10 protein-coding genes and 1 riboswitch are annotated in these 11,906 nt (G+C 48.1%); of the genes, 2 read left to right on the top strand and 8 right to left on the bottom strand.

What is annotated here, in order from left to right:
• Window positions 1-68: 68 nt before the first annotated feature.
• From AC0L4K_RS02760 to AC0L4K_RS02770, 3 genes are all read right to left on the bottom strand, one after another.
• Complete coding sequence (locus tag AC0L4K_RS02760) at window positions 69-797, bottom strand: FadR/GntR family transcriptional regulator (protein WP_417224734.1); 729 nt, start codon at window positions 795-797, stop codon at window positions 69-71.
• A 371-nt stretch (window positions 798-1,168) separates the two neighbouring features.
• A complete protein-coding gene (locus tag AC0L4K_RS02765; protein ID WP_417224733.1) occupies window positions 1,169-2,122 on the bottom strand; it encodes a c-type cytochrome in 954 nt (317 codons plus the stop codon).
• A 17-nt stretch (window positions 2,123-2,139) separates the two neighbouring features.
• On the bottom strand, window positions 2,140-2,784 hold the full coding sequence (locus tag AC0L4K_RS02770) for a c-type cytochrome (protein ID WP_473268091.1): 645 nt from the start codon (window positions 2,782-2,784) through the stop codon (window positions 2,140-2,142).
• A gap of 387 nt (window positions 2,785-3,171) precedes the next feature.
• Here AC0L4K_RS02770 and acuI point away from each other — a divergent pair, with 387 nt between their 5' ends.
• Window positions 3,172-4,155, top strand: a complete 984-nt coding sequence (acuI, locus tag AC0L4K_RS02775; protein WP_473268093.1) for an acrylyl-CoA reductase (NADPH) — start codon at window positions 3,172-3,174, stop codon at window positions 4,153-4,155.
• A 209-nt stretch (window positions 4,156-4,364) separates the two neighbouring features.
• Here acuI and AC0L4K_RS02780 read toward each other — a convergent pair whose 3' ends face one another.
• Window positions 4,365-6,221: a methyl-accepting chemotaxis protein gene (locus AC0L4K_RS02780; protein ID WP_473268094.1), complete on the bottom strand. Its 1,857-nt coding sequence runs from the start codon at window positions 6,219-6,221 to the stop codon at window positions 4,365-4,367.
• A gap of 276 nt (window positions 6,222-6,497) precedes the next feature.
• Window positions 6,498-7,685: an NnrS family protein gene (locus tag AC0L4K_RS02785; protein WP_473268095.1), complete on the bottom strand. Its 1,188-nt coding sequence runs from the start codon at window positions 7,683-7,685 to the stop codon at window positions 6,498-6,500.
• A 222-nt stretch (window positions 7,686-7,907) separates the two neighbouring features.
• On the opposite strand from AC0L4K_RS02785, the gene AC0L4K_RS02790 reads away from it, so the two are divergent.
• Window positions 7,908-8,717, top strand: a complete 810-nt coding sequence (locus AC0L4K_RS02790) for a cobalamin-binding protein (protein WP_473268096.1) — start codon at window positions 7,908-7,910, stop codon at window positions 8,715-8,717.
• An 82-nt stretch (window positions 8,718-8,799) separates the two neighbouring features.
• Here the strand turns inward: AC0L4K_RS02790 and AC0L4K_RS02795 are convergent, their stop codons facing one another.
• From AC0L4K_RS02795 to AC0L4K_RS02805, 3 genes are all read right to left on the bottom strand, one after another.
• A complete protein-coding gene (locus AC0L4K_RS02795; RefSeq protein WP_417224722.1) occupies window positions 8,800-9,072 on the bottom strand; it encodes a hypothetical protein in 273 nt (90 codons plus the stop codon).
• A 66-nt stretch (window positions 9,073-9,138) separates the two neighbouring features.
• Window positions 9,139-9,702, bottom strand: coding sequence for a cob(I)yrinic acid a,c-diamide adenosyltransferase (locus AC0L4K_RS02800; protein ID WP_473268097.1), 564 nt, complete (start codon window positions 9,700-9,702; stop codon window positions 9,139-9,141).
• A gap of 71 nt (window positions 9,703-9,773) precedes the next feature.
• Window positions 9,774-11,600 (bottom strand): TonB-dependent receptor domain-containing protein, encoded by a 1,827-nt coding sequence (locus tag AC0L4K_RS02805; RefSeq protein WP_473268098.1) that lies wholly within the window; start codon window positions 11,598-11,600, stop codon window positions 9,774-9,776.
• Between the two features lie 36 nt (window positions 11,601-11,636).
• A riboswitch (cobalamin riboswitch) is annotated at window positions 11,637-11,862 on the bottom strand.
• Window positions 11,863-11,906: the final 44 nt, after the last annotated feature.

Here is an 11,906-nt window from a genome sequence, read left to right on the forward strand (position 1 = left end):
TTTATAGCTGAAGAATACCGCAATTACCGGATAAATCCTATGCTATTTTCGCCTGATTATGACCTCTGTTAGGTTGGCTTTTTGGCTTTCCATTGCTGTGCTTGACTGGATTTCTCCGTCAGGTAGGCCACCTGTTCTGCTAACACGGCACAGGCTTGGTCGGCATCATGTTGGCTGAGTGCCTGCAAAATGCGCTCATGTTGATCGATGATGACGGAGCGCTCGCGAAAGCGAAAGGTGACCATATTGCTAATCGGTTGTAACGCCTCGATCACACTGAACATAATAAAGCTCAGCAGAGGGTTACCTGAAGCCTCGGCTATCTGGCGATGAAAGCGTACATCGGAAGCGCAAAACTGTTCAGGTGTGAGAGCGTCATCCTGTTGTTCCGTCAGTTCTCGCTCAAGCGCCTCGAGTTGTATGCTGTTGATACGGGGCGCAGCGAGCTGTAAGCAGTTTGTTTCTAAGAGTAAGCGAGTCTGATTGATATCGTCCATGGAAAAGGCATCCATACCAACCAATAAAGTGGTGGCGCTGGTTAAGGCGTCACTGAGGTCGGTTGTCGATGGACGATTGATAAAGGTGCCGCCGGTGGGGCCGCGCCGGGATCGAACGAGGTTCTGGGCGGCTAAACGTTTCAATGCTTCACGAATCGTCGGACGAGAGACTTTATAGCGCAGCGCTAGCTCACCTTCTGTAGGTAAGCGATCATCGGCTTTTAAAGAGCCATCCATAATGGCTTGGCGGATCTGCTGTGCAATCTGGCTGGATAAGCTGGGGGTGATGTCTAAACTCACAGAGTCTCTCCTACTGTTGGTGCCAGAATTAAATGCGATACCACCGTTGAACTACCAATGGGTGTGAAATCGATCTAGATAAGTCGTGTGGGAGAATTCAATAGTGAATAGAATTGCTCCTTGTAATCCGAGTTGGCCTGTTAAACCAATAAGTAAGCCTGAATAATCAATCAGTTATTATTGATGAACGGTTATTTTATCGCATAACGAAGTGCTGAAACAAGCACAGGGCTGAACCTGAGCTGATGCGCCAAGAGTGAATCACTTTTGGTGTTGGATTTAGATTCGCAGAGACGGAAACTATAGGAGGGCGCTGAGTTCGTCAGCGGGCAAAGGTGACCTGAGTTTTGTCACCTTTGCCGAGCGGTGGGTTATTTTGCTCCTTGGCCTATGCGTTGCTGGTCAACTTCTTTATTGTAAAAACACTGATGTTGGTGGAAGGTTTCTGCCGTTTGTTCAAGGTTTCCCTCATAACGAGGATCTTGTGGTCGTTCATGGCTATTCATAAAGGCGGCGACATCCCAAGCTTGCTGATCGGTTAAGCTATTGGGTTTACCAAGCGGCATATTTGCTTTAATAAAGCCTGCTGCCGTATTGATGCGATGCATACCCGCTCCCCAGTTAAAAGAATCTTTACCCCATAGAGGCGGAAAGGCATAACGACCATCGACCTGTGTTCCAGCGCCGTTTTCGCCATGACAGATAGCACAGTTATCTTGATAGATGGTCTTTCCTCGACTAACGCTGGGTGTTTCGGCTGCTTTTGCGAGTTTAGGATAGCCACGTCCAGGTAACGCTTGTCCGGTTGGTGCGCCGGTTGATAGCCAGTAGTGATAGGTTACCAAGGCGGTCAGTTCTTTGCTACCAAACGGTGGTGGAGTACCGTTCATACTGTAGGTAAAGCAACCCTGAATACGTTCATCGATAGTATTAACGTGATCATTTTTCTTGCGATACGCCGGATACATAGGAAATGCACCCCAGAGTGGTGCTGCATTGGCTTGTCGGCCTTTATTTAGGTGACAGTTCGCACAATTCAGCTCATTACCAACATATTGGCCGCGCAATTGTTGTGTATTGGTAAATAACGACAGGCCATAACGTACCGCTTCACCAAAGGCATTATTGGGTATATCAGCCTCATTTGGCGGAGTAAAGCTCGCCGGGCCTTTAGGCGCTGCGGGTAATTCAACTTGGTAATCCTTTTCTTCGGCAAGGGCCGGATTGAATAGCAATGAGCTGAGTAATACTGCACCTAAGAGGCGGGATGCTAGCCGTCCGTTGTGACCTTGTAGCGGTCTACTGTTTGTCTTCGTTAGCCACATAAAAACCCCCAGCGTTGTTAATTGTCAGTTGCAGTTAGATTAGCCAGATAGGCGCTCACTGCTTTTATCTCAGTCTCGCTGAGGCGTTGCGCTATGCCTACCATCAGTTGATTGGGATCGTTACTTCGCTGTCCAGAACGCCAGCTATTAAGTTGTTGCTCTATATAGGACGCATGCTGACCGGCTAAAGCTGGAAAGTGCGTGCCAATACCCTTAGCTTGGGCGCCATGACAGGAAAAACAGGCGGGCACATCATTTGTCCAATTACCATTTTGAGCGAGTTGTTGGCCGGCTGAGATGAGTGATTCATCAACGACGGTTGGCTTCATACCTGGTGTCGATTGCTGGGCAAAATAGTTAGAAACGGCGCTTACCTCATCGGCTGAAAGTGCTGTCGCGATGGGCGTCATTATTGGGTTGTGACGTTGTGCGGTGGTGAAGTCATGTAGCTGCTTTTGCATATAGGCAGAGTTTAACCCCGCTAGATGTGGAAATCCGGCTTGAGCTTGACCTGCACCATTGGCACCGTGGCAGATAGAACATGCCATAGCGCCGCTGCTATTACCCTGCATTACGATGGTTTTCCCTAGTTCGCTAGCAAGTGTTATGGGGGTGAATGCCACCAATATCATCAGCACAATGCTTTTGTTTTGTGTCAACATCCGCTTGCTCTCCAGTTATTGCGTTATCCTGACTTAATTGTAGTATAAGTTTGAAGATTGCATGGGCAGAAGGGCTTCTTAAATAGATGTTTTAGATTGGCGGTTATGGCGCTGCTCGTTTATTAAAATAGGCGAAAAAATATTGCCTTGATTATCTTGATATTAGACTAAAGGCTGATTTGTATGACAAATAGAAATAGGGTATAAATTTGCCATCTATTCATTTGTAAGACAAATAGAGATGCGGATTACCTGTTGTGCTGACTGATGTGAAGCATCATCGAGAGAGGTTTATGCCCCTTCATCGTGCTGATAGCTAACGAGCAAGTCTCCTATCGAGTCTACATCGAATCACGAATCGAAAAACCGTTTAAAGTGAGGTGAACTATGTTTAATGCTCTGGTATTGGAACAGGAAGAGGGGAAAACACTCTCTTCGGTCAAAACACTGGAATTGAGTGACCTGCCGGATGAAGATGTGCTGGTGGAGGTTAGTTATTCCTCACTTAACTATAAAGACGGTTTGGCGGTAACGGGCACGGGCAAAATTGTGCATAAGTTCCCAATGGTACCGGGGATTGATCTTGCTGGCGTGGTTAAAGAATCTCGTAGCCCTGACTATCAGCCCGGTGATCAGGTGATTATGACCGGCTGGAGTGTGGGTGAGCGATATTGGGGCGGTTATAGCCAGTATGCTCGAATGAAGCCCGAATGGTTGGTTAAAATGCCTGAGGGGATGGATGCCGCTAAGGCGATGTCGATCGGTACCGCAGGGCTGACGGCGATGCTCTGTGTGATGGCGCTAGAAGAGGGCGGTATTACTCCGGATCGTGGAACTGTGGTCGTCACGGGGGCTGCGGGTGGTGTTGGTAGTGTTGCGGTCGCTATTCTGAGTCAGTTGGGCTATACCGTTGCGGCAGTTACGGGGCGTGAGTCGACCCATGAATATCTGCGTGGATTAGGTGCCAGTGAGTTACTTCCTCGTAGTGAAATGGCGGAACCGGCTCGGCCTCTTGAAAAGCAGCGTTGGGCCGGTGGTATCGATACGGTGGGTGACACCATGTTGGCTCGAGTATTGGCTGAGACCGATTACCGCGGCACAGTAGCGGCCTGTGGTCTGGCGGGTGGTTATAAGCTGCCGACCACGGTGATGCCCTTTATTTTACGTAATGTGCGCTTGCAGGGGGTGGACTCGGTGATGTGTCCTGTGGATATCCGTACAACCGCTTGGAATCGTTTACTTACGGATCTGCCTGATAATGCACTGGGTGAGATCGCCAATGTGATCGGCTTGTCTGACGTGCCTCAGGCCGCGGCGGATATCGTTGCGGGTAAAATACAGGGGCGTACTTTGGTTGATCCGAATAAATAAAAGCGCCATCTAACTTGGGTTAGGTCCTTTTGACGACCTGACCTTTCGGTGGAAAATGGACATCTATGCCGCACTTGGCATAACCAAAGGAGACCTTGCTGTCTCCTTTTTCGTTTTATTTGCCTGTTTACACTGCCTGTTTTTTAGGGAGCCTCTCCGGTTGCCTTATGATCCTATCGGATACTAATGTTACTCAAAAGGTCGCTATATTATTGCTGCTTCAGCGGTTTAGGTTCCAGATTAAATTTGTGGCAGTGAGCTTCATAACGTTTTTTCAGCTCAGGCTCACCTAAGAGATTGCCGGGTTCGTCACAGTAGGAGCCGCTGCCATCGAGGGCTTTGCCTTGCCATTTCTGTTCAATCGCTGTGCGCTCGCTCTGCTGCTTAAACCAATGGATGAAACGGTTGGCTTGGGCTAATAAGCGATAGCTGGAGGCGCTACTATTAACAACCATGGTGTAGAAAAAAGGCCGAGGAGCTAAGTTGCCGGGTATGATCTCAATCTTATCGAACCAAGGGCTGGCAGGGTTTTTACACGCCCAGTAATAAATTGGCAGATCAATCCCAAAGGCATCAACGATACCATCGGCCAGACAGTGGTGAATGCGAGATTGGTCGGAGTATGCGATCAGGTTATTGAGGGTAATATTGCCACCAGACTTTTTCTCGTTACTACTCCAGCGAATGCCAAGGTCTTCTAAGATCATTAAGGCCGCAGGGTCGTTGATCACGCCGACAACTTTATCCTGTAGATCGTGGATTGAATTGATTCTCTTGTCCCCTTTGCGGCGGGCTAACACCCAAGGCAGATAGGTATAAGCATCGGAGTAGGCAACATTGTCATATTCAGCCGAAGGCGGTAATGCGCTGATGACGATATCGGCGGGTGGTTGGCCAAATTTCTTGCCTGACGTTAGCAATTCTGTGCACATATCCCAAGGGGCTTCGATAAATTCACACTCAACGCCCAGATAGCGGGCAAATGCTAACGCGTAATCGACATCGAGGCCCTTGAGTGGCTCACCCAGTTTTTCGCGGAATGACAAGCCGACAAAGTTAGGTTCAATGGCAACGCGCAATTTACCACGACGCAGTACATCGTCTAGTTGATCGTGCCCAGCATCGGCGACCAGATGGAGTTTATTTAGTGTGTGATTGATCGCTTGGGAGGCTAAATGGATATCTGCACTGTGTATATCAACTTTATCTAACCCTTGAGACATCTCTTCGACAACATGATTAATCAACTGGTTTTTGTTGCTGATTCGTTGCATTGAGCCATTGCTCATCTCGAGGGTTTCAAAGATGACCGCGGTATTCTCCATGACGGCGCTCAGTTGTGTGGCGATGGAGTTAAATAGTTCGGTTAATTGCTCTGTGGCTGATTGAGTAACATTGACGAAATTATCGAGTTTTTTGGTATTGGCTAAGCTGATATTACTTAGCTCAGTGTTAACTTGGGAGAAGTCGAGTTGCTTGGCGGCTTGATGTGCTTGCTCTGTGGTGACGTTAGCGAGGCGTCTGACTTCATCGGCCACAACGGCAAATCCTCGGCCATGTTCACCCGCTCGGGCGGCCTCAATAGACGCGTTGAGTGCTAACAGATTAACCCCTTTGCCTATTTTAAGAATACCGTTAAGTACCTCGCTCACATTGCTGGATTTATCCGCAAGGGAGCGGCTTATCTCATCCAGTGATTGGTTAATCGAGCTGTTTACGTCCTGTACTTCTGTTTCAATTTGCTGCTGCAGTGAGCTGACTGTGGCGTTAGAGCTGTTTAAATAGTCGTTAGCGACGTTTAACTCGGTATCTAGTTTTGCAGCCCGTTGATTAATCTCTGAAAGAAAGTTTTCCTGAGCCTCTAACGCTCTGAAAACTTGGCGAGAGAGCTGTGCTGTTTGGCTGCTAATTAGCTGCAATGCACGATAGAAGCGCTTTTCATCGTCAGAGAAGTATGGAACATCGATAGTCTGGGTTGGGGGATCGATAATAGGCGTATGAAGATCCGAAGCGGTACTGTTTGATGTGCCAAAGAGTTTATTCAATAGTGTCATTGCTAATTCCATCAGGAGTACCTAATAAGCACTATCTACAAGCAAGTCTTGTTCCACATGAATATAAAATTCATATTAGGAATAATTTTAGTGTATTACCATGGTTTTATACTGTGACTGAATGGTTCTGGCGCTATTGAAGAGTATGCCGTCGTGATAAGTCATCGAAGATACGATGTTGTAAGTTATTTTGCACCATCTTTGAGCCCGCTGGCACATAAACGTGCAGCGGGCGGCAGAGTTAGCTTTTTCGTTGAATACTGATTATGGGGCTGGTTATATGGCAGTTTAGCCAAACTGCCCATCGAGCCTTGGTTTCAATAGTATCGGGGTATAAGGAATCAGGAGCAGCAGCCAAGATAGCACCCATAGACCGCCAGAGATATGCACACCCATCATATGCAACTCTGGAATCATGGGCATAAAGACCCGAACAACACCGGCGATAATCATCAAGATAAAAGCGACGATCGTTATCTTCGCAAGCTTTAGTGGCCGGGCAGTGTGTCCGAGCGATACGCGGGCCATCATGCCAATCGTCATCGAGCCGATGGCACCGGCAGCAAAGGCATGGATTGCTAGATAAGGGGATAGTGAGATGAATCCCGTTAGCGCATCCAGCGCAAACCCTAGGGGTATAAACAGATAGGCTAGGTGCAGAATCCAGATCAATGGGTTACGTATCATGCGTAACTTGAACCAACCGATCAGTCGTACTAGGTGTAGGACTGCGTTAAGGGCCGCTAAAATAGATGTAACGAGGATAAGTTGAAAGACATCGGCCAGTAGCCAAGCCGCGGCTAAAGGGATAACTGCATGCTCAAGCCAAGTATAGCGTTTCGCTTCAAATGCGAGGGCGCGCTCGGTAAAGAATGGAATAACCCGTCCACCTAGTACCACGATAACCATGATGATCAGGCCCAATTCTAGTTGCAAACCAGTCGCCAGTGTCGTTTCAGTGATGCCGAGTAGTTGCAGATGGATCAACAGGTTAGCAATGGTCATCGCCAACAGAATCACGGTAAAGACAAGGTTGCGATAATTACCTGAGCGGATAATGGGGATGCCAATCGATAATGCGATCATGGGTAAAAACAACAGATCGGTTAGTGCGATTAACAGATCCGGTAGCGGTGTGACAAATTCCGCTATGATGGGTAGTAAACGGCCAGCGAGCCAGAGCAAAAATAATCCGGCAAGCTTTGCACCGAACGGTGTCTGTATCGAAGTCCAGTTGCGAACGGCGGTTAACAGAAAGCCAGCGATCACGGCCACGGCATAACCAAACAGCATTTCGTGGCCATGCCATATCTGGCTAAGCAGATAATAGCTGTAAGTCGTTTGGCCTTTTCCTAATAGCATTAGCCAGTGGATCATCAACAGCATGCTGGACAGTGCGGCGAATAAAAAGAAGGGGCGAAAGCCTAGGTTGAACAGCGCCAACCCGTTACCCTGACGTGGTTCTTGAATTTGCATAAAATTTACACCCTGACGATCTGTTCAAAGAACAAAATCATAAAATATTGTTAAATTTCAATGGCTACAATGATATTTTTCACCGTCGGCTAGGGTAGAATCGAGGTTCTGTTTGACTCACTCTACTTCCGGCGATTCGTTATGCGGCTAAAGTTACCCGTTTTAATCTTATTTGTATGCAGCCAGTGTTTATTCACTTTGGTAGCGCAAGCAGGCATTAGTGTGACAGATAATCATGGTCGGGTGATTGATATTGCTCAACCGGCTAAACGGGTTATCGCGTTAGCCCCACATATTACCGAAAACTTATTCGCTATTGGCGCAGGTGATCGTGTCGTTGGGGTGGTGAGCCACAGTGATTACCCACCCCAAGCGCTGGATATTCCCATCGTAGGGGATGCACAAGGTTTTAATTTAGAAGCGATTATTGCCCTGCAGCCGGATCTGGTGGTGGCTTGGGCGGGAGGGAATCCGCTTTTGCCGCTGCAGCGGTTAGAGCGGTTAGGTATTCCTGTGTATTACTCAGATCCTAAAGTGTTTAGTGATATTGCTCATAACCTGCGAGCGCTTGGGCGGTTGCTACAACGACCAGAGGCGGAACCGCTGGCTAGCGAGTTTGAACGGCGCTTACAACAATTGCAGCACAGCTATGCCTCGCGGACAAAGATACGGGTTTTCTATCAACTCTGGCATCAGCCACTGATGACGCTGAATAAGAGCCAGATGATCAGTCAGGCTATCGATCTGTGTGGCGGTGAAAACCTGTTTGCTGATCATCGAGAAGCGGTTCCTCATCTGGGCATAGAATCTGTCTTACAAACCGATCCACAGGTCATCTTAACCGGTGAAAATGTGCCTGACGGTTGGGAGCAACAATGGTTGGCTTGGCCTAAATTGGCGGCGAGCCGTTATCAGCAGTTTTATCGTTTGAATGAAGACCTGTTATACCGGCCAACGATGCGTTTGTTGGACGGTACGCAACAGATGTGTAATGTGATTCAGCAAGCTCGGTTGAAAATAGATCAAGACTAAAGCTGGCTGAATCGTTATCTTTACTAGGCATTAATAACAGGGCTTGCTAAGCCTTATGGTGCAAACCGCTGCCTTACAGGTCTTATTCGGTTAATCCTTTAAAAAACGATTTAGTGTCCTTGGCTGCTTCTTTGGTGGCATCCCAAGCCGTTTCTGCGCCAGCTTTAGTGCTGCAGGCTGCCCGTTCGGCAACACACTTGGATTTACAGCCGGTGGCCGCCGCTTCATCGGTGATGTGTTTAACTTCGCACTTTGTTTCACACCAGTTTTGATCATCGGCGCAATCCGCTTGTGCCAGCGGGGCTAACATCATGGCTGAAAGGGCAAGGGTCAGTGGGGCGATTGAACGCAACATATAGGTCTCTCTCAACAGTTGTCAGGTTTCATTTTAGGTTTAGTAAAGCTAAAGCGTCTATGGCGGTTATTTAGCCGGCTTACGTGGCTGCCATAACACTTCTTCTCCGCCATGCTGGCGGGCTAGTAGACGAGCGGCGACGAATAGCAAATCAGAAAGCCGGTTCAGATACTTCGCACTAATCTGATTGACCGTTTCCTGCTGCGCCAGTTCCACTATACGTCTTTCGGCCCGTCGGCATACGCTTCGTGCTTGATGACACAGTGCTGCTGCGCGGTTGCCGCCGGGGAGGATAAACTCCTTTAGCGGTGGCAGAGTGCTGTTCATCGCATCGATCTGTTGTTCCATCTCGGTGATCACCGCATCATTGATTACAGTGTAACCCGGGTCGGCAACGGCTAACTCGCCACCGAGGTCAAACAGATCATTTTGGCACTGTAACAAACGTTGCCTTAACGGTTCCTGAGCGGGTAGCTCAGCAATCAATACGCCCAGTAGGCAGTTCAGCTCGTCGGTATCGCCTAGGGTTTCGATACGCGGGTGGCACTTATCCACTTTATGACCATTGGCCAGTGACGTGGTGCCTTTGTCGCCGGTACGGGTGTAGATTTTAGTCAGACGGTTTGCCATATTAACTCCCAATAAAAAGGCCGGGTGCTATAGCCCGGCCTCTGGTGTTCAGCGATAAATGTGCTTAGTGATTAGAAACTGTAACGGGCCGACGCAGTGACTAAGCGATCCTGGGTATTATACCCGGGATTGGTTTGATATACCTTGTCAAACAGGTTTTCTACCCGTGCACCTAACAGCCATTCTGGGGTGATTTGATATTGCGCGAACAAATTAACTGTCGTGAATGCTGGGAGTGAAGCGCTGTTATCCAAAGTGGTGTAGCGTTTGCCTTCCCAGAGTAATTCGCTACCACCTGACCAGTTGTTTTTAGCATATTGGATCTGCCATTTAACAGTGTCTTTTGGCCGGAAGCGTAGCTGTTTTTTGCTGTTAGCATCAATCGCGTAGACATATTGATAGCTCAGTTTATGATTCCAGTTGCCATAGCTAATTTGATAGCTAGCATCGGCACCTTCAATTTCCGCTTCAGCGGTATTGACCATGGTTGACCAGGTGTCATTAATTTCGATCAGGTTATCAATCTCTGTTTTATACAGGCTGACTTCCCAGCGATTCTGTTTATTACCCGAGAAGGTGATTTCAGCGGTGTGAGATTCTTCAGGTTCTAGATCTGGGTTGCCCTGATAACCCCATTGTGAAGGGTAGTAAAGGTCATCAAAAGTCGGAGCTTTATACGCGGTGCCATAGCTTAATGCGACGGTCAATGGCTCAAACTGATAGGCATAACCTAGACTGAAAGTAGAATTATCGCCAAACTGTTCATCGTCGGTATAACGGCCGCTTGCTTCAACTTGATAGCGCTCCCCTTGATGCAATAAACCAATAAAAGCGGCTTTGGTTTCACGACTCGTCTCGCTGTAGTTTTCGCTGCTATCACCTAAGTCGTCATCGAGGTAATCGATACCGGCTGAGAGGGTACTATTATTGATGAAAAAGCTGTTGAGCCAGTTTATTTGAGTTCTTTCAGTCACATAGCGAGAGCCATTTTTACGGCTGATACCATTGCCGTAAGTCAGGTTATCATCTCTGACAAAGGCGGTTGTGACACTGCTTTCAAAACGCTCGCCGGTGTAACTCACTTGGGCTGAATAGAGTTCGTTTTCAAAATCGGACTCATTGCCGCCATAAGACGTATCAAACTCACTGTTGCCTTGCCATTTAGCGGCTTGCAGGGTGAGATCGAACTGTTCGCTTAGTTGTTGGTTTACCGTGATGTTCGCGGATAGGTTACGATAACCATCTTTATCTGTCTCGGTGTCATCTTTTACATCGATACCATCATCTTGATCGCTGGATACCGATAATAAGATGCTGCCGGTATCACTGTATTGTTTAGAGATATTTCCGGCAATTTTCTGGGTACCTTGGTCGCCAAGAGTAACAGCAACCGAGCCAGTTGCGTCTCCAGTCGGTTGTTTGGTGAAAATTTGAACAATGCCGCCAATGGCATCAGAGCCATAAAGCGCAGAACGTGGCCCTCTGACAAACTCAATTCTTTCAATTTGATCAATTGGGATTAGTTCTAAGCGTGTGCCGGCGGCAGAGGGTGTACCAATGCGAATACCATTGAGCAGAACTAACGTATGATCTGACTCTGTACCACGAGTATACATGGCAGCAGCCTGTCCGCGGGCACCACTGCTGGTGAAGTTAACGCCGGGCAACAGGTTGATGGCCGCTTTAGCTGAGCTAACTTGAGAACGCTGTATATCTTCTGCGGTAATAACCGAGACGGAAGCAATGGTTTCTGTAATCGGTTGCTCAATGCGGTTGGCAGATACAACGATCGTTTCCAGTGTTTGAGGATCGGAGGTGTTGTTTTCTTGTGCTACAGCGGCAGCAGAAATCAGTGAAGTACCCAGCAGTACGGCCTGATAAAGGGGGAGTCTGTTCATTGTATTTCCTGTTTAGCGCACCCACCGTGCACTTAAATAGTGGACTGACTACTGGCCGGTCTCCGGGCTTGTAACTTGATCGGTGATGAGCCGATCATCGAACAACAACTGACACCTTCCCATCACAGTGGCTATATCAGTTTTGCAGTTACTTACCGTTGCGGGGGCAGCGCTGGACTTGCTCTGTTGAGGAGCGCACCAGTCTTCCCGATTAACCCTTACTGTAGAATCAGCGTTGGGCACCAGTAGAACGAGGCGCTACTCTATGTTGCAGTTGCGCTCTGGTCAAATGAAAATCAGTCAGGC

This window comes from Amphritea sp. GJ51-11 (genome assembly GCF_055808735.1).

What these genes read in the sequence shown, in the direction of transcription:
- AC0L4K_RS02765 (WP_417224733.1), bottom strand. Translation starts at nt 2,122, where the DNA reads ATGTGGCTAACGAAGACAAACAGTAGACCGCTACAAGGTCACAACGGA.
- AC0L4K_RS02770 (WP_473268091.1), bottom strand. Translation starts at nt 2,784, where the DNA reads ATGTTGACACAAAACAAAAGCATTGTGCTGATGATATTGGTGGCATTC.
- acuI (WP_473268093.1), top strand. Translation starts at nt 3,172, where the DNA reads ATGTTTAATGCTCTGGTATTGGAACAGGAAGAGGGGAAAACACTCTCT.
- AC0L4K_RS02780 (WP_473268094.1), bottom strand. Translation starts at nt 6,221, where the DNA reads ATGGAATTAGCAATGACACTATTGAATAAACTCTTTGGCACATCAAAC.
- AC0L4K_RS02785 (WP_473268095.1), bottom strand. Translation starts at nt 7,685, where the DNA reads ATGCAAATTCAAGAACCACGTCAGGGTAACGGGTTGGCGCTGTTCAAC.
- AC0L4K_RS02795 (WP_417224722.1), bottom strand. Translation starts at nt 9,072, where the DNA reads ATGTTGCGTTCAATCGCCCCACTGACCCTTGCCCTTTCAGCCATGATG.
- AC0L4K_RS02800 (WP_473268097.1), bottom strand. Translation starts at nt 9,702, where the DNA reads ATGGCAAACCGTCTGACTAAAATCTACACCCGTACCGGCGACAAAGGC.
- AC0L4K_RS02805 (WP_473268098.1), bottom strand. Translation starts at nt 11,600, where the DNA reads ATGAACAGACTCCCCCTTTATCAGGCCGTACTGCTGGGTACTTCACTG.